General features: G+C 25.0%; 9 protein-coding genes. All 9 read right to left on the bottom strand.

Annotated features, from left to right (window positions below; all coding sequences use genetic code 4):
• Window positions 1-2,044: 2,044 nt before the first annotated feature.
• Entirely contained in the window at window positions 2,045-2,689 is a 645-nt protein-coding gene (locus tag MAGTDC_RS00775; protein WP_146656616.1) for a hypothetical protein, read from the bottom strand.
• 5 nt (window positions 2,690-2,694) lie between these two features.
• Entirely contained in the window at window positions 2,695-3,069 is a 375-nt protein-coding gene (locus tag MAGTDC_RS00770; protein WP_146656615.1) for a hypothetical protein, read from the bottom strand.
• Between the two features lie 142 nt (window positions 3,070-3,211).
• Window positions 3,212-3,349, bottom strand: a complete 138-nt coding sequence (locus MAGTDC_RS05235) for a hypothetical protein (protein WP_278046862.1) — start codon at window positions 3,347-3,349, stop codon at window positions 3,212-3,214.
• A 4,957-nt stretch (window positions 3,350-8,306) separates the two neighbouring features.
• Entirely contained in the window at window positions 8,307-9,605 is a 1,299-nt protein-coding gene (gene hisD, locus MAGTDC_RS00765) for a histidinol dehydrogenase (RefSeq protein WP_192572956.1), read from the bottom strand.
• A 1,280-nt stretch (window positions 9,606-10,885) separates the two neighbouring features.
• Window positions 10,886-11,032 (bottom strand): hypothetical protein, encoded by a 147-nt coding sequence (locus MAGTDC_RS04240; RefSeq protein ID WP_192572955.1) that lies wholly within the window; start codon window positions 11,030-11,032, stop codon window positions 10,886-10,888.
• Between the two features lie 543 nt (window positions 11,033-11,575).
• A complete protein-coding gene (gene rpsK / locus MAGTDC_RS00755; protein ID WP_146656612.1) occupies window positions 11,576-11,854 on the bottom strand; it encodes a 30S ribosomal protein S11 in 279 nt (92 codons plus the stop codon).
• Window positions 11,855-12,748: 894 nt separating this feature from the next.
• The gene (locus MAGTDC_RS05810) at window positions 12,749-12,853 is read right to left on the bottom strand and encodes a hypothetical protein (protein ID WP_146656621.1); all 105 of its coding nucleotides are present in this window, start codon (window positions 12,851-12,853) and stop codon (window positions 12,749-12,751) included.
• Between the two features lie 1,617 nt (window positions 12,854-14,470).
• A complete protein-coding gene (locus tag MAGTDC_RS05805; protein ID WP_414173049.1) occupies window positions 14,471-14,551 on the bottom strand; it encodes a hypothetical protein in 81 nt (26 codons plus the stop codon).
• Window positions 14,552-22,354: 7,803 nt separating this feature from the next.
• Window positions 22,355-22,492 carry a hypothetical protein gene (locus MAGTDC_RS04235; RefSeq protein ID WP_192572954.1) on the bottom strand — a complete coding sequence of 46 codons (138 nt, stop codon included), beginning with the start codon at window positions 22,490-22,492 and terminating at the stop codon, window positions 22,355-22,357.
• Between the last annotated feature and the right edge of the window lie 60 nt (window positions 22,493-22,552).

The following is a 22,552-nucleotide window of genomic DNA, read 5'->3' as shown; positions in this document are numbered from 1 at the left end:
CGAATAACAGATTAAATGCTTAAATATATTTGCTTAGTGATTTATTGATTGATGAATTTTTATTTCCAAGTAAAACATGAATCCATTATACACACGAAGTGTATGGAATTAATCTTACTGATTTATAATGAAATATCCTAATGATAAACCTAAAGATCGAACGGATCTTCAATCATTTAATCAAATTACCATTTAATAATTACAACGCATATAAATTTATAATAAAAACCTTGGAGGTTGACAACGTTATTGGTATTTAATTAAATAGATTTAACAGATAATTATTACCACAAATGTCATTAAAATTAATATTAAATAATATAAAGTATTATCATTCGTCGTTAATATATCAGTTTTTATTACTAATACTATTAAATAAATTTATACCATGATCTGTAAACATATTCAATAAATATACAGAAATAATCAGTTAAATCCTAACTAAATAAACCTAACTAAAAACTAATCATTTAATAACATGTTAATAAGCTTATTAAACAACTATGATATCTTTGGTTAATGAATAATAAAACGTTATTATTAATATTAATCAAACAAAATTAGTAAATACTTTGGCCATTTTATTTCGTTTTGATCTCCACTTATTTATTTACTCATAGAAAAATAGAGTATACATAACTTACTTCTTCAAAGGTTAGTAATAATATATTAATATGCTAATAATGTAGACCATATAATATAAGAATTATAATAAATCTGATGAAATCAGTCAATAACTTTTAAACAACAAAATCCGAACATTTTCCTGCTTCACATATAATCTTAATTATTAAACAAATCATTACTAGTCGATAAATTATAAATATGTAATAACGGATATTAGTTATAAACTTTGATCGTCTGCTTTTTTAAAAAAATCTACCAATGAAAAACCATTCAAAACACTTTGTTTGGGTCATTGTTGTTATAAAATATTGATATAAAATATGTATCTTATCTCTATTTTATTTATACCATGAATACCATCTATTATCTATATCATTTATTAGCCCATAGTATTTATTTTAATTGTTTTAGAACATGCCAATGTTGTGCATAATAAATTTAGATCATTAAGAATTATAACGGTCTCTTTGAGAATTCGTATATGTGCCCATTATGGAGATCCGTATTCCTGTAATATTAATTTTTTAATAAATTTCTAATTACCTTATACGCGTTGAACAAAAATAACTTTCCCATCAAAATTATTCATTTTCTAAGATCTCTTATTTGTTTATTACTTGTAATCAATTTATATGTTCCAAATTTATATCAATGACAATCACATACTTCCAATCAATGAATGATCTTGTAGTTAATACTCCCAATTTTAATATCAAACATCTATTAATTACTTCTTTTAACAACTCTTACATGGTTAGAAACTATGAATGACATTCATGATTATTGCTTTTAAAAAAACGTTGATAAACAGATTTCAAATTGACTTCGAATATAAAATATGGTTGATTGGAATTAATTTATACCAACATTGGAAATTTTTTCTCATCTAAAAATTTATTAACTTTATTATACTTTGTTATAAACTAATATCGGTTCTTACTTATTTATATATGGTTTATCACCACATGACTAGTTTTTATGTCATTATCAACACTCTAAAACATCGAAGTAACTAAACCAACACAACATCCTATTTAAATCAACGAATAAAAAATAACAATTAAACTGTTATACAATCGTGTAGAAAATTAAAAACCTAACAGAATAGTGAAGTTAAATCTTAATTTTTATCCTTGAAAGATAAGTATTAAGTTCTAATAACTTCATCCAATTTAATATTTAATTAAATTCAACAACCAGCTTAAACTAGAACATCTATTTTAATAATAATACTAACAAAAAGAAACTAAACATAGATGAAAATATTAACAACAAAAACATATAGATGTTTTATTTATTGTCATGCTATCGCATGTGATTGTTTTTTATTTGTCTAATTCCATCAATTATTACTACAAAGCTAATACCTTAAAACCTTTCTATCAATTACCATTATCGCATCATTTGGATCACATTTCTATCTTCTTTTGTTAATAACTTCATTAAACATCACCGAACATTTAATACCTCTATTACAAATTAAAGCTATAACATTTTGTAAGATATTATAAAACAACGTAATTAATTTATTATGATACCGATAACCATCTAGTCCAAGCTTAAAAATAACATTGAATAAGTCTGATATTAAATTATTTAGTCCATTTAATATAATATTATCGAGTTTATTACTTCGTATATTATTTATTGAAAATTGATAATTCATGTTGAAATTTAGTTTGTTTGTTCTTAATAAGCTAGATCATTTATCATAATGTTGTGTTATTGCTACAATGTTTCAATAATTAATTAATCTTATTATGTTGTTTATGTTTAATCCTATACTTCTTGCTAAAAGAAATACTTGAAATATCAAGTCAACAGATTTCATTACTACTCCACGATTAACGTTATAATTAACTGCAAGTATTAGTTTCATTTGTTCTTCTTTAATTCTTTTTAAGATAAACCTTGGTCTAGTAGTAAGCAATTTTGTTGTTCATAAAGTTTGATCTAACAATATTTGTGATTTAATACATACTAAATTTGCTAACCTGTACAGACCTGAACAATTACAGGATCTTCAAGATCCTTTTCTGATATTAATTCTAATATTCTCCATTTTTTCTACGTAAGAAATATAAAGTAAATAATGAGTACTTGAATAACATCTCCCTTTTTAAAGATAAACTTAACCATTTTTGTTGTTTTATTCTTTGTTATATTAGTCACGTAATTATTATTCAATAGTCAATTTAAATAAGTAGTAATATTTTGTTTAAGAATAAGTGGTTTAACCATTAGACGTATCTGTTCATTACATGTAATATCGAAGACAGATAATATTTCAAGAATACTATTTCTTTCGACTATCGGATGTAATACCACGTTTGAATTCTTTTCTTCTTCTGGGGATATTAACAAATCCGTTAACAAATTAGAGATATAAGCTTTAGCCAATAGCATATCACAACCATCATTCATTCTATCCTTATCTACCATGTGGTAACAAACTCGCTTTCATATCATATTGATATTAATTTGCATATGTTCTCCAACATTATTTCCTATTGACTTTAAAATTATCATAATTGAATACTTCTCAAGTATAGTTAATTGCCTTGTTATCAACTGATGAAATGGTTTATTCAACCAATAAAATATCAATATAAGTTGACAATAAATCCTTAATTAATAATAAAACTTGCATTAATACCATCTCATCTATACCACTTCCAACGAAAGTTATTGTCATATTGTTGTCTTTGTTTTCTCCTATCATTTTAGTATCTATAGAATAAATCAATATCTAACTTTTGATGTTACACACATATAACACTTATCTATTACTTTATCGCATTGTAGTATTAAACATATAAAGTCAGAGTTTATTGATTCAGATAATATTTTATTCATTAGAATATAAGTTAATTTTATCAATTGATGTTAAATTCAAGATATCTAACATTTTATAACTATCTTTTGTTTGTTTTAATATTTTAATCATGAAATTATTTTGAGTCATTGAAAGTACTTACTTCTATTTTATTTTTTTTAAAGATCATAAAAGATATTAGTTTCCAATAAAGGATTAACGATATGTTATATTGGAATCATCATTTAAATTGAACTATAAGCTGATCAGACTAACGACATCATGTAATCCCATTGGGGTAATACTGATAATCTGCTTGTTTATAACTATGTTTTAATAATCCATTAATCTTTATAATTCTTTTTTTATTATACTAACAACACTTAACATTGATTAATTAACAACAAAACCTCGAAACCAATTATTATTACCACTGTTCCATAGTTTTTTACCTGTGTTATTAATCTAATATATATTTAGGATCACGACAGTTCGTTATATCTGGTATATCGATATTAACATAAAATTCTACAAGAAAATCATTAAACAAAAATCATTAAACAAAATGCTACAGATAAGCATTCCATATTAATTGAAACAAAAAATTAATCAATATCCATTTTAGGATATCAAACCAACAAAAAAACATGTATCACTCTATATTCATGATTTTGATTCTTTATCCTTATTGAACAATTTGTTAATTCAATAGGTTGTTATCCAACAATTTCAATGCAACAATTTCAATCTTCTTAAGATAAATCTATCATGTGTGTTTTAAATTAACTTGGTTAATATATAATGTATTCAATATTCAAGATTAAGATCATTTCGATGTTTCATTATGTTTATTTCTTATATATTTTAACACCGATTCATAATACTGCTTATAACAATCAAACATACATACTAATCTCTTAATATCTACAACATAATGCATGTTTTATTATTCAGAGTTTTAATCAATAAAGAACAACGAAGTGACAACATGGTAATAAAGTCGTTAATATTTACCCTAATGAAACTATTACTCAGTTATGATTTTTTTATACGAAACAACAATCACTAACATCTTTTTTTTTACTATTTTCCAAACACAAATACTATAATAACTTTAATTCTTTAAAGACCAATACTCATACATTATGATTAATATCATCTGATGTTATTATTTAGAATTAAATGGTATTTACTAATCGATTTGATTGATCTTCAACCAGTACACGGATGTTCTATATACTTCAAGAATATAATCACATCATTGTTACTAATCTGTTATCCGATACAAATATCCTGGTTACTTCATTTCTAGATATAACATCAAATTAAAATACATACTAGTACATATTTTTTATATATATGTAATATAAGTTATATTCATATAAATGAATAAAATCTCGTTTGTATTTGGAATATTTAATCACCGTTGTTAAAGAATTGAAGCAAATTCCAACATTCAGAAGATTGGTTTTATCAAATCTTTACATCATTTTAATTGTTAGTAACAACAAGACATCACATATTCATAAATATTATTCTAATTAAAGTAAACATTAATAATATCTTAATCACTTCAATCCATGATTCGTTATAGTTTTTTTTCAAATCTATTATAGAATCAATTTTGATTGGGTATAACTTTTTTTAAAAAACCATCACTATATTAAGTAAATCGGATATATTAGGATGTTATTATCATAAATTACTATTACATGTCGAACCATCATAATACTGCCAATGTGTACACTAAGATTCAAATTCGATATATCAAATCTAATTCAATGTGAGTGTTAATTCTTAGTACCAAGTTGAATAAGTTACATCAAATGTTACCAAACCAGTATAAATCAATCAATCTGGATAAATCGTTACGACAAAATGGCAACAACTTATTAATTGATAAATATACTTAATGAGAATACTAAATTTTAAAAAACAAATATACATCTAGCAACAACGTTTGAAACTATTAATTACTAATATGGTATTAATACCACAAAATCCTGATGGTAATTTGTTACCACATTTAACAACATAATAAAATCTGAATAAGTAACGAAACAAGTATGATTAATTTAAATACAAAATAACAATTTAGGATGGAAGTATTAATCAATTCTTAATTTCATTTCGTAGTTCTGTTATAACATATAGATCCGATGACATTTATTATAACATTAATATCTTATATTGTTATTATACATAAGCTAATTGATGTTAAGAAATCAAATTTAAACTATATTGATTGATTGATAATTATATCTACTTGTTTGGTTCGGAGTTATACAACATTTGTATATTGTAATTTGTTATTATGGGTATTAATTCTTGATATTGATTATGATATTTATCAACCCAAATGTAATAAACACCAATTTATATTGGTTCTTACTATTTTATCATGTTATACCATAATCCTAAAACATCTATAATATTTGATAAGTTATTTCGTAGTTTCATTAACCAAAAATATACCTATAAAATAATATATTTTAATAGCTTGACCATATTTATAAATTATTGTTAACAGAATTTATTCATTGTAGATACAAATTTCACATATTTAACACAAATTAACCCCAACAAATAGTAGAGTTTTTGTGTCTGTGTATGTATCGATCAATTATATATATTTTTATACGTTAACGTACTCATATACTCTATATGTTTTCTATGTTTGATAATAAACATACACATTAAACTGATGTCGAATATTTTTAAACAGGTTCTCATCGAACATTTCTGTAATACCCTTGAACAACCCGAAACATCTAAGAATTATATCTGGATTTTGGTTTTTTATTTTCTCTCTGAATCATATAGTCTTCAATGTTTTAATACATATAAATCAGAACCAACCATCCAATGATAACATTTTGTTGTCAACCAACTTCAATGTATAGTATAAATTATAAATATCTTTATATGAAAGGAAATATGAGTAGATTTATATATTTAACCTGATAATTTATTGTAATAGTAAATGGTTTTATTATAATGGATGTTGTTTATAACAATCGTTAGCTTTTATTGTTAACTTAATCTTTAAACCATGAATAATACCTATTATATAATAATTTAATAAAACTACAACCAACATTCATATAACCCACATGTTACATACAATGATTTACATACATTGAAATGTTAATACAAATATTCCATATGCGTTAACATTTAATTAATCGGTTCCTTATATTTTCAATAATATTATACAAAATATTTAGCATCAAGAATAATTAACCTAAATCTTTGATGGTTTTTTGTTGTCTTTAACCGGTTGTATAGATATGTGTCTGAAGCGTTTTTTTGTTGTTGTTACAGTTTTATTGGTAATAAACAACGATTTAGATTGGATGTATAAATCACAGTAATCAATAGAAATTATATATGATATCAGTAACACCGATAGGTGTTTAAAGGTAGAGAATATAAATATATGATATTGATATTAATTTATGGAATAAACCTACTATGTAGAAATATAATCTATATGTTTAATAATTCTTGATAATCAAGAGTCTTATGTTAAATTCTATTTTGTGTAATTGTTAACGATCTTGGTATAATATCAAATCCAACGATTGATAATAGTTTCTTAAAATATATTATTCAAATTAACCTATTACAACCAGTAATATTCAATACCAATTCTTTTATTATAATTTATACCTCTAATACATTATATTCAATAAATAACTTGTTTTATTTTTTTTTCAATATGCACGAAAAGCAACGCTCAGATGTTTAATTCTAATTTCGATATTTTTCATTCACCTGTTGTTATAACAACCTCATAATGTATTCTTATAAAGCCTTTTTTAAATAAACTACCAATGATTTAGTAGTATTATGTCAACCAGATTATTGTTAAATTGAGTCTAGTATTCAAATGTTATAACATTTCTTCTAAGCAATAAGTAATACAAGTTCTTTCTTATTAATATTAATTTCGATATATTCTTCTGATTTGTATCTTTTTATTATTATCCTTTGATAAGACATCTATGAGATCTTTTGATTTGTTTAATCCCATGTTCAGTAATTTTGTTGTTTCTTTCATGACATCTATTTTATATTTCCATTACCAACATAATCCAACATCATAATGTTTTATTTACTATCAAAACCGTCAACAAAACCTTCATGAATGACTATTGATTAGATTGTTCGTTTTTATCCTGATATTTCATGTTAATTCCAAAGAATTTATTAATCACATTTATCTAGTTATTCTTAAATTAGGTATCATACATGAATATCTCAATTTATCTTATTAAACGAAACAACGTCCAAACATCCTTGTTTTTTATAAAATAGAGATATTGTCTCAGAGGATAACAAAGTATTAATCATTGGATGTGATTTATGGTGAAAAAAATATTTAATTATAAGTTGTCTGTATGTTTAAAATCCTGATCAGATGTAAAAATCATGGAAATGGATCAAATCCTGAAAGATAATATGCTGCATGTATCGTAATTAAAATATAATAATCATTGTGTTTAAGTTAATAAAAGACTGTAATGCCACAAACGAACCAAAGAAACAAATAGAACTAAATTAAAATTCGTAAGCATCTCACTGAGATTAGTATAATGTAAGAGTATATCGTAATAAATTTTTAATTTTAATTATTAAAAGATAGGTGTTAATATTACTAAACTACAATAATTCTTGACCGTTGTTATTTCGGTTGTTTTTCTACTTATAATCTTTTGATTTAATAAACCTTTCTATCTACAAAAAATTATATTGTATCAATATTGGTAGTTTTAATTATGATTTTATTGTTAATATACATTTGAAGTTAACATATTTAATAAAAATTAATGAATCCTATCATAAATATACATTGGTTAATTTAACGTCCAACATTGGTTACAGCATGTAACCTACATCCTATTGATAAAGCATGCAGATCCATGTTGGCTTTCAATGCAAGTTCAATGCATGGTGTACTTATTGATCTCAAGGATCCTAATGTTGGTAAACAAGTAACTGATTTTCTTGTCATGAAATCGAGAACTGATAAACCAGACGGAGACCTTGGAATTATATTTGTTGTAAAAACATGGTTACAACCAGCCGCATAATCTCCGACAGTTATTGGAGAATATCTTCCGATGAAAATTGAACCAGCAAAATGTATTCATTTCATCATTTCAAATGCATTTGAAGTATTCAAATGTAAATGTTCAGGTGATATCTTCTTAACTGTATTATACAGAGATGTACTACTCTTACAAACAATTGTCAATCCATAATTACTTCAACTATGTCTTATGTTACTATCTAATGGAACCAATTTCATTAAAGCATTAATGTTTGATCTAACAGCAGATGCTTTCTTCGGAGTTTTAGTTATCAAAACAGCAAGAGCAGATTTATCACGTTCCAATTGAGCAGCAAGATCGACACTGACTTGTTGTGTATCCGATGATTTATCGGCAACAATTACAGACTCTGAAGGACCTGCCAAACCATCTATCCCAACCCTTCCAAACATTTTCTTTTTTGCGGCTATTATATAAACGTTACCTGATCCAGTAATCTTATCTACTTTCTTTACTGTCTCAGTACCTATTGCCATTGCAATTATTGCTTGAGGTCCACCAAAGGTGTATATACATTCTACCCCACAAATACTTGCACAAGCCATAAATAAACGTTTATCTTTAATCTTATGATAAGGTGTAGCAACATATATATGTTTTATTCCAGCCAATCTTGCAGGTATTGCACTCATAAACATTGAACTTATACATGGTGTTTCTTCACATGGAACATAGATACCAATACTTGATAATGGTTTCCAAACAGAACCTAATATTACTCCTTCTTTATCAACATAGAATATATCTCTAATTAATTGGCTACTATGATACCTCAAAATCCTATCGTATAAAGTTTTAATCTCAAACAACACCCTCAGGTCAACACCTCTAACATCATGTTCTACCTTTATTCTCAACAATCTGCTTGTAACATTATCTAATCGTTTGTTGTAAGCCATTAATGCTTTATCTGAATATTTGGATATCAATTCTTCCATTCTATCAATCAGGTCATCAACATGTTGGGTGTTCAATGTTCGATCTGCTATTATTCCATCTATGAATTTATCAAATAATGGTGAATCGGATCTAAGTCTCAGACACATGTTTTGTTTCTTACGAGTTAATAATGATAAAAGAAAGATCATGATAACTGGCCAATATTGAACATCCACACATTATTAACATATCAATAATTTAACATATCGGTTGCCGATATGTATTTTAGAACTTAATAAGTTATGATAAGAACATAACAATCGATGACTACTTATTCGATGTGAATATCAGATGATATGAATATCAAATTGTATTAAAACTATGACTAACTATGGGTGTTTGACCACAGTAAGTAGATAATGATCGAATCTAATGTCAGAAACAGCATAGAGATGTATATATGGTTTTTTTAAATTATTAATAAATTAATGCATGAACATGTTGTTTACTCTGAATAATAAACTGAACATGTCAGAAATTAGAGATCAAAAAAAATAGTTATAAATATAATTAATCAATAGTTTTATTTAAGCTGCCACGATCAGATGACATATTGTGTTTTTTTTGTAATAAAAATTTGTTTATAATTTAAGTTTACAAATAATTTTGTTGTTTTGATTTAGTCATATTATTATCGAGTAGATAACAATCGATATTTCTGTTATAAGTATAGGTTTAAAATAGGAAAACAGAAATAACTAAATATATTTCAATTAATATATAATCTATATGCGGTTCTCTCTATGTGATAGATTTATATTATTAATCAATGACTTAGATATAACAATCGAAATAATATAATATTTGTAAATATTCGAATAAAACATATACCAACAAGATAATTCTAAGATAATAGAATTGTTTGATATTACATTCGAAATGTTATTATAAAATTATAATTAAATTAAATGACATGGAAACATTGATTCTGATGGATTTAATCATGTTTTTAAAAAAAAGGTGTCATCAGATGATGTAATATCCATTAACATTGAATAACAACATATAATCGATAGAAAAATACTCGCTAGTATTATGTTAATGTTTTAATGGTATTAAGTCGATGTAAACATATCACCACCACCTCCTTATCATAATCTCATCAACCTATGTGTAACTACCATTGATAAACATAATTTAGAAAAAAGTATATTACTAACGGACCAAATTCTAGTAACATTTCAACTTAGATTTCTAATAACCTGAATGTTTTCTCGTAGACTACATGTTTCAATATATTTTTTATTTCCAATATATTCCTAATGTTAATCTACATAACCTCTAACCAATCAAAGATAGAAATCAATCTATCATGTTTTGATAAATCTTTCTTATTAAGATCATAAACTTCATGGTTTTAATTATTTTGCTATTAATCCTAAATAATCTAATAATACCCTTTAATTCTATTATAAGTTTCCATCTCTGAGAAATACAACATCCGAACATATCCTTTAATATTACCCACAGATCAATTAGATTCAATAGCATAGTTCATCTTCTTCTTCTTCTCATTGAAAATATATCGAACCACGTCTTTGTTGGTCTAACTAATACTACTTAATTAGATTGGAATCAACATCATAAAGCCAAACAACCTAAACATGAATTATATCTTATTTTGATATCTAAAACTGTTAATATTATTTCTACAAATAACAACAAAATAACATCTCAATCTAGTTCCCATCTCTTAATCGCATTATATATTAATTACAATTAAACATTAACAGACAATCAAACAGCTAAATATTATTGTAAGCACCTCATTCTTGTTTAGAAACATTATTATTACTTCAATTACATTTGTTCTATTCTTGGTATATGATATCTGTACTACTAAATGTTGTTAACCGTCTCGATAATAACTTCACTTGACCCATATATCTTGTTAACCTTGGTGTATCCAACATCGATGTTAATTCCAATTACTATACATACCAATAATATCAGATATTAATGACACATCAATGTGTTTCTTATAGTTCGGTTCAAGTTTTATCATTTTAATATCATCTTGATCTTAATCTATTATATCAATAGAAGTTAACTCTTATAACATTATACCTTCGAACCTTTATAGTTTTTTACATCCATTATGGAATTTAGTAGTAACACCTCTAATAGAGATTATGTTTAAGATCGAAGATTGTAGTATTCTTAACATGACATCTCGATTCGATTCAATACCTTTTATTTCTACCTGAATATTCTTAATGTTCATTATTATTAATGTTTTCAATATTGTTTCTATTGTCATTTGAATAGTGACAGTAATGATTTTTCTTTTCTTTAAAATCTCTGCTCACTTGTAGAACTCCATAATATCACATTTCTTCTTCAATCAGAACAGCATATAATAACGTTATTATCTGTTAATTGTATATGTAATACCCCATTTAATCCCTTATCAAACACATCAAATTTATCACAACTTTGTATACTTTCTAGTATGAACATTTGTCCTAGTCCGTTGATCTCTTATTAGTAATCCGATTTTTATGTCTTAGATCCTCTATAACAATTAACACGTTTCAAATTATTTACATCAGATAATACCTTAATATCTCAAGATGATTTCTAATGTGAGATTGGTTTCTATAAAATGAATAAGCTTATACCTTTGGAAGGCAAACAACGTTCTTACTAAGATTCTTAGAATTGAATATGATAATAGACTTAAAGATAAAAAACAAGAAAAAAGATTTATCAATACCATATAAAATTTGTAGTGTAACGAATATATTCCTGTTTTTAGATATTCTTATTCCATAAACTCTGCATCTAATTATTTTAAATACAACATAACATCCAAATTAGTTAATCTAACCTCCAATGGTTGCTTTAAGTACAGCATTATCAAAGCTAAATTATATTAAAATCCCAACCCAGTAACATATACTTCACCATCTAATAATTTAACATAACAAAGGTTGTTTATATCCAAACATATCTCTATTAATTACTAATTAGAACATTTACAATTACTTGATAACCTGTTATTCAATAGATTTAAGCTTATAGTTAGGAGGTGATATGACTACCATCATTATTTCTATATTTCAGGCCATATTCTTTGTATCATTTCGTTATATTTGGTAACTTATTCTCCTTTATAATTATAATCTTTTGTTATCAGATCTACATTTGTTGACATCTCCTTTTCTTTACTACATGTTATTTTTAGAAAAATCTCATAACTCTATCCTGTTTTCTATGCTAATTTTCTTAAATTAAAGATCCGATATATTTAATGATAATTTTTCAACGACCCAAACCATAAATTTAATTCTTTTAATGCAGTAAATATTACTTTGATAACATTATGTGGATGTCTTGATCCAATGATCTTTATACCAACATTTTATCCTCAATCCATCAAAGATGGATCTTATAGTATTACTTGTTCTTATTCCTATACCAAATTTTTTTTGTTATTTCACATCTAATACTTTGGTTGAATTATATCTTCCACTAATATTAAAGATAAGTATTTTGTTCCTTCCGAAAGGAACCTTTAACATGCTATTCTTAGACACAACGTTCAAACTTTATAACAACATCTATTCTTCGTTTGCCTTAGCCATTCTGAATTTAACACTGCCACATATATTTCCAAACAACACCCAATGCCCAATATCTATACTTTCTACCCCCTTTAACAATCCTGCATATCTTTGTTAACTTTATAAGTTTTTCATATGATAGAATATTACCATCAAAAAAATTTACTAATCTCAATATCATCAGCTATGTTCTTTTTTTCTGGTTTTATTGATAAAGTTAAGAACATATTTATCATCAAACTTATTTCGATATATTTTCAACTATAACATAAAACCCAATGTTCTTAACGTGTTTACAACCTGTACTATCCTGCTCTTTATATTTTTTTAAATCCATAAGATAAATAGATGCCAACAACTAAACAACAACGTGTTATCTTAATAACCAAATTTCCATTAGTTCCATTCACTATGTTATAAATCCCATCATTGATTATCTTAACATGGATGGTATCGATGTGCTTCGAAATATTTAATTCTGTTATATTACCTGTTTCTAACTTTTAGTTTAAACCTTTGATCTCTATATACTATTCTGATTCTTTTAATGAATATTTGTTTTACTTAATATTTTAAATTTCTTAACAACCGATACAACTTCATTTAAACTTATAACCTCAGTACCTTTAATTTATTTACAATTAACCATAAGATCGACCGTCAGTTCTTTTAAACGAAACAAAATTATATGACTGAATTCGAGTTCAATCTCCAAATTATCTAAACATTTCGATATTTTATACCCAATACCTATCATAATCATCAATCTAATATGGCTATGTTCAATATCTTTAATATTATTTGTTAACTTAGATAACCGAAATTTTAAATTATGAAAACAAACCACGATACAACAATTACATTTAATAATAAAAACTATGTATGTTTAACTTATTATTACTAATCGGTCCAAACATTTGGACGTTGAAACCATATAAACAAATCTTTATATCCTTTGAAATAGTATATAGTAATATTTTTTAAACAAATTACAGATCACTTCACTTTCAACACAGGTTAGATCTAGATTTATTTTAATACCATTGCTTGTTGATAAAATTAAATGCCAATCTAATTTTTAACTATTAATTGTTTTTTAACATATCCTTTGACCGAGTTTCATTACTTGAACTATATCTTATATCATATTATAAGATTCACTATATACTAATTCTATTAATATTTCAAGATCTATTAATACTTTACCTTAATAGAAGTACTCTTTTAATAAATTTATATTTTTCAAATACCAATAATAGGTTAAATTTTAAACTTAGAATATGGAATATAGATTAAAACCTTTTATTTACTTGTTCTGAAACAGTTCTTAACATGCTTCAACATGTTGACAATCAAACCTATCGAGATAATTTTATCATTCCTGGTAATAAACCTATGTTAACTAATTATTTAATTATTATTCTTGAAATTTTAAAGAACCAATAATAACCTTTAGATCTATTCAAGATAACACATCTGTTCTTTATCCTAACTAAACTTACTATTCTTAATAGAATTAATTAATAATCTGGTAGTAAAAAGTTTTCGTTTTTTTTTGTTAATACCAACTAAGAATTCAATTTTTTAAAAAAATCTAATCTTATTAATTTATAATTTTTGTTATCATGTCGTTGATTTTCTTATATTTATTTATTGTTCCAGACTTAAACATTTACATATGTTCAATATTATTTCAGTAAAGCATAAACAACATGAGATTAATACTTATGTACCAATGAAAAACTGATATAAAATCATATTAGATTAGTATTAACACATAACAATTATTCCAATAACATCAATCCTGAATTTACAACGAAATATCATTACAAAAATAAAAATCATTTAAATTATTTATCAATATTTTATTTTATTAATCTAGTGACTATATATGTTGATTTATACAAGAAGTCATATAATTTCATTTAAATTAGTTTAACTTTTAATCTGATTATTTAAATGTATTATGATAAATTCAAAATTATGATATTACTAATTTAGCTGTTAATTAAAACTGTTATTCTAAAATCCAGTTACTAACAAACGACAAAAATTCCAACATTGTTATAAATAACATTGGTTTTGTTGTTAATTTCTTCAAATAGAATGATTTTATTAATTATGTAATAGTATAAACACAACTTTTGATCAACAAAATATGTATCAGATTTATTTACAGGTATTAAATACTTATCACCACCCATCAAAACCCATTAACACATTAGTTCAATTCAATTAACTTCAAATTATTCTTATTAATAACAATCATCACCATCTTTAGTAAGCTAAAGACTCAAACAATCAGTAACCTTGGTTATACCTCTTTGGTTATATATTCGTTTAACTATACAGATTATCTCTTAACTTTTCTACTTTAATTAAAATCTTTTTTTGTGTTCACTTACAAATATTAGATCAAATAATCTCATCGATTAATGACATACACATTTGATTAATAACTTCTAGTTTTTTTAATTTATAACCTAATAATTCGATATCTTCAAGTACTCAAACTTTTCACTAGAAACATTAACATAACCTTCATTGAACTTATATATCTCTAATCTTTATTGAATCAACTTAATACATCCAATCTATAAATACGATAACAACGTTGTTTTGTTCGATTCAGATTTTGTGTACATCACAAATTACTAAAAATTTCATTATTCTGTTCACCATTTACTACATACTGTGTTTGTTATACTAAAAATTTTAGACATAAGGCTAATAAGATTTAATTTTAAACAACCACTCTCAAATTCTACAATAGATCTACATAAAACTTATTATATTATCACTTACAATGAGCTTCAATGTATATTTGAACATTGGAAATAATTCTAATTAAAACATTTGAACACCGTTCTGAATCCATTATTCTTATCTAACACTAGAATATTTTTTCTTGTTGTTATACTTTCTATATCTCTTACATGTTTTCATCTAATATCCAATACCTATCTGTTGCTATCAACAGATCTCTAACGATAATCGTAACTAATTTGTCGGTACTAAGACGTTACATCCAAGTACTTACATTGGTCCTTAGCCGCGACCAACAGATTTAAGAACCACTATTAACAATCCTTTCTAAGAAATATTTTATCTCAATATTATCTTATTAATTATGATCTTAATGGAACAGATCTAAATTCATTATCATTTTGTATTAACAACCTTGGTTTCAATTCATCACTATTATCACCAAAATACCACGAAAAACCTTTCATTAATCTCATCACAATCATTTTCCATAAAGTTAAAACCATTAACTCTAACAGATTAAAATTAAACATGCTTAGTCTAAACTATTACTATTTCCATAGTTCCATGAGTTCCACACTTGTTGATACAAACGAGTAGTAGGATTATTTATCAGTTTTCTGAGTTGATTCATTTTTTTTTACCATCTTTATTCAAGTTGCTTATATATATATATATATGTCTAATTCAGTACTTATAGTACTTATGTTAGGATAAGATATATTAATAAAGAACATTTGCAACGGTATTTCTACCTTCTCTATGTCATACTTACTTGTATAACATCTGCGTTGTCTAATCTTTACTTAAGATCTTAAGTATAAAACCTACTATATTATCCTCTAAATTAGAGCCTTAAATTATTTATTACCACATTACTTATCATTGGTATACTTATTTGTTTTATTAGTTAATTTATAATTCGTTATAACTAAATAGTAAGATAAATCATTTGAGTATTGAATAAAATTTCAACATTTGATAAAAAGAACTTCTTAAACATAGATAATTAAATCATTTGATACTAGGTTTTATCATGTACAAATAAAGGATAGAATATTATCTGATTTCATGATTATTCTACAGAATATTTGTTTTTATACCTATCTTAATCGAGCAATATATACCTAGTCTTAATCAAGCAATATTTCTTATAACACACTTGTTAAGCATATTCTGTAACTTTCATCTTATAGATATTAAACATTTTAAATAATCTTTGTTTTAGGTTAGTTGTTGTTAACAACCAGATTACCATAGGTAATAACTTTTTATCCAATTATACTAACATTATACTAAATCCGATATTGTTATTGCTCCATTACCAAGCAGTAACCAAAGGTTAACTTCCATGTATTTCTTTATTGGTACTAAATTAGTTAAAGTATTACAACTCTGAGATCTGAAATCTTCAATTCCACATTATTTAGACCTATATATTTTAAAATATTAGTTAACAACATAGACATCTAGTCTTCTAGACATAACCATTTTAACTTGTTCAATAACATTCATATAGATATATAATTTCTTTGTAAAAATACATATCCTTTAAGAAAGTTGATATTAATTAGAATTATAACTGACATTATTGATCAAGATGTCGGTATTACACAACATGAACACATAGATCTATTAGTAATAGAATTATATTCATTTCATGTTCTAATTGTAAAAAATAATTTACTCATAAACAACATCATTTTATTATTTATTTTCAATGTTTTTATCAATGAATTATAATGACATATATACGTTTTTTTGTCGACTTCAACGTTAGCTTAACAATAACATTTCTATGAGTTTTAATCAAACACCTAATAATATCAATTTTAACATTGACTACCAATAATACTTGCGACAGGTTATTCGTAACTGCCTGTTGTTTCGTTTTCATCCTTTAGTTTACAGTTTATTCTAATACTATAGGATGTTGTTTTCACTAATCCTTATCTTAACCTTATCATCATAAAGATAAAATAACTAGATTCCATTATATCCATTCATTAATAATTCTACCATTCCTAAGTCAATGTTGATTTCAAGTCACTTCATCGTTTATTACAATGGCTTTTGTTTAGATATTGGTATAATAGTTGTTATATCCTATCAATTTAATGAATTTCTTAGACTTAACTAATTTTATTTAGTACTCTGGTGTTAAATCTTAAATAAAACCATCAGTAACAACCTACTGATCGTTGTGGTTTATTTCTTGATTATGAATATAACTCTATATTGACTAGTCTCTGTATCAGTATGTTAATCAGTTCAAGTTCACTATTGATTCCGATCACATTCATTGCTAACAACATCGTTGTTTTGATCTTATTATTCTAATCCAATTATTTGATTTTAAATCGAACCACAACAACCAACCAAAACTTCAGCTTATCTAAACCAAGCAACGATTTAATATCCATGTTTGAGTCGAACTCTAACGTAAACACACTAACAACATCCCATTAATATTTCTTTGTAATCGATTATCAAAAAAATGTCTTAGTACATTTTTTGTTTCCTATGTATTTGGAGTGTTCTTCCAAGATTGTGTGTTCTAATAACAATTAACATATTTTTAAAAATAAATTAAAATTATAAACATATCTATCTCATTCATTTTAATAACATAAAGATTATATTAATTTATATCATTCTTATAATGCTCGTTTAATCATATATGTTACAATGTTGTTTCAAGTCTAAGTTATTATAGAGATTTATTAAATCTATAAATAATATGTATTATATTTCAACTAATAGAAAAACCGATTAAACTTAATCAATGTGCACAATTTGGAACCAGTATTTGTAGCATAAACAATTATGTTACCTTTATCAGAAAGATACATCAACATTCGAGGATGTAATTAAACTTTCAAACATTAATTAATCAATTTATCAATAACAATCAATCACATTTTCTTCTGTTCTTCAAAAAAACATTTTATTCTACAACGTTTGTGCACCCATGTTAAGATTCAACTCTATCTTAAAGATTTCTTAATAACAACCTTCTATTGACATTCTTCGTAATCAGACCATCCAACATTTTTTCTTCCTATTTCTCAGTTTATATATATATATATATCAAGATAATCCTTTCAATCATTTCCATCATAATGATTAACATATTATTTTGATGTTAGTATTAATAGATTGATTCCATATATCTTAATAAGATTTATAATTATGTTAACACCATATTCTTCTGTTAATTAATTTAATTATTTTCATAATCAATTATCATCTCGAATTCTAAGTTATTATAAACGATCAATTTAATACTATAAACAACGAATACTTGTTTTGGTTAACGAATAAGAATTAATTTTGGTCATAACATATACTTGAAAACCAACCTCCATGTTGTTATAATTTGTTTATTTTCATCGGAAAAAAACCCAGATAACATCAACAGTTCTAATATACAAAACTTCAACATTAACTAATTCATTTACCAATTAAAAAACAATTGAACTATATTTGGTTTCGTTAACAAAGACACTTCTAAAGATCGATATTTCTGCGTCGGTTGTTATTTTAATTTTACTTTAAGTATTAACGGTTCTTATATCGTTTATAGTGATTAAGGATTTGTATTTTTCATTGAAGCCTTATTAAGCTTATCTTTTTTTTGTTTTAATTTCTTCTTTGTTATTATATCCTAAATACAACATTGCTTTATATACGACATCACGTTAATATGAATGTATCCAATAATCCCTTCTAACAATGCGTAATAATAATATCAAATCTAACAAAATAACTATGAATATACATATTATCTATTTAATAATATATTATTAATCCCCCCCTTCCAGGGGGCTAATATCATGAACTATAATTCTACATATTATGTTATTGGTAATCATACCATCACAACTAACTAAACAATAAAACCAAATCATCCCCTTATTTCTACTTTTTTAACTTTTATTATAATTCTTTCACGATCTCTCAATCCTGTCATGGTTCTACCTTTAACATGTTGTTTCCAACATCCATGGGATTGAAATGTAAAGCTGTTAATATGTTTGATTATTTAAAAACTAACAAATAGTCAATCATACTACGTTAACACCTCCATTTAACTTTCTGTGTTTACCACTACGATGTTTATAGTTGATATTTTATGTCTAAATTTCTAACATCAAACGATGTAGCAGTTATCTGTTTATGACCTAATTATAGCTTATGATAGATGTTGTATATAATTTCTTTCTATTAAACATAGACATATCGTAAACTTTTATTAGATTTATATTTATTTATTACATTTTGTTTATAATAAGATTCGGATTCAAGCAACATCCCAATACAAACCAATAAAATTTCATCTAACATTAACGTTGTAGTGTCATTGAATGATACTCATGTTAAACTTTACAAAAACTTATTTCATTTGGTAATAACATAAAGTCTCGGTTAAACATTTGGATAATGGTCCGTTATTAACGTTTCGGTTTAATTATTCACTAATATAAACAACGTTCAATAGAGGATAATGTTCTGATATTAAATTAAAATCATTATCAATGGAACAAGTTCTTATATTTTTTAACTAGTTTGTTAACTAAATACTTATATTATATAGATTAATCATGATATTAAGATCAAATGTATGTTCTTATTTTTAATAAAAACATAAATGAAATCTAACTGATCATAATCAAAATATCTTATCATGATACTAAGAGTTTAATATCAAGTTTCTATTAAAGATAATGTATTAATTTCTAGAACATAAATAACCTAAACACCAGTTACCATCTTTAAAGGTTTAACTGATGTTGGATGATATTAAGTTTACACTTCAATGGATACCATATGTTTGACAACATAAATCTGACTGATTTGATTTATTTTAATCTACTACAAAATGTATTCAATAGTTTAAGTCACTAGATTTAACATAAATGTTCCGATTTGATCTCAACATTCTTAACTCCTAATTCATTAATCTTGCACTACCTTTTCCGATATTAACAAATCCTTCCTATTCTTTAGGACCATTATTCTTCAATATAATTTTTTTTAATTAACAGAACCAAATAATGTGTTCTTTATTTTTTCTACCATCAACTCGTCCAATAACATATAATGTCTAATCCTTCATCTATATTCTCCTCTTTTAATATTACGTAAGTTCTTAACTACATCAACATTTTACCGTTCAATGACTTACTATTTACCCCGATCAATTATATCAATACCTTTCTTCTATTTGAAATTATCTGTCTTATCCATATGTCTATTACTGGGTATCAATTATTTTCATGTATATGTTTATGCATATTTTTATCTTTAACCAACAAGATAATTTCTTTTATCTTTTCATCTATTACATATAATACTCTATATTCAATTATTAAACAAAGATTTTTACAATAATTATTCATAACAACACCCATTAACCTAAACCATTTTTTTTCTATGACTTCAATATACCTACTTCTTTATTAGTATTAAGAATATCAAATATTCTGATAACTCGCAACGTGTTACCTGTTATCCTTGCTTTGTTAAACCAAGAGGAATTCAAGTATTTCATCCGAAGTCATTCGTTTATATGTTAACAACATCAATTGAACCGATGAATTTCAACATTCCCTTACCATTTATCCCCTTCTTTCTTATTAAAATAAGTCATATATCTCGATAATATTAGACTACATACTCATTAAGATATATTATCATTTGTTTATTTAAAATAAAGATATAACTTGTTGCTTAGTATTACTTTATTCCTAATTCGACGTTGTTATTTCTTCCTCCATGTCTGAATCAATGACTATTTCTCCTACACCGCACATTCCGTAACTAATAACCTCCTACCTATAAACCAACATTCGATTAACAACATATAACATATGTTCTTCTTCTTTTAATAATTACATACTTAATATCACCAAAGATTATCTTTTTTTTCTGTTAATTGAATATCACCTTATCGCTACTATTATACCCTCATTCCATACTAATTCCTACCAAATGTAGAATTATATATACTAATCTCTTCCTGTGTTGTATAGATCATAAATCTCGTTTATAACACCAAACATAAATCGAAAAGATATATTACCCTTTCATTCCTATTATTTATCTTCTTTCTCCTAAACATTACTAACCATGTCATACTACCTGCAAATATACTTCATTTAAATTACTTCTTATTAGAAGTTATTATGAATAAACACATAAATACAATATCCATGTGGGATCATTTTTTTTTAAAAAAAGACTAAATCAAGGTTCCATTAACATCTATGTTGTTATAATTTTAACAAAACTTACTATTAACAACCTACTAACACTTGGTTAATACTCTCCTCGAGTATAAATGAATATCCTTCTGATTACCAAACTCAAACATTAACAGATTAAATAATAGCGATTAACTATCAATCCTCATCTTCAATTCATTGATAATCTCATAATTATCTTCATATCTAATTAGATTTCATCAATAACAGTAACACCACATCAAATCTCCATACTTTTTAAAAAATAAACAATGTAAATTAATTTATCAGAATCAAGTTCTGTTCTCAAAACTCAACAACAACGACCTCATCGATAATTCTCTCACAATCAGAGATATTTTTCTTTTCTTCACACTTTAACTTCTTACTCTCATATCTTATAGTAATCCTTACCACATTGTTATCATTTAATAATTTACATGTTACTACATATAGTTTTCACTTTCTATTAACATT

The sequence above is a fragment of the Candidatus Hodgkinia cicadicola genome (assembly GCF_002774925.1).
The sequence above is the reverse complement of the archived record's forward strand: the minus strand, read 5'-3'. Positions and strand labels throughout refer to the sequence as shown.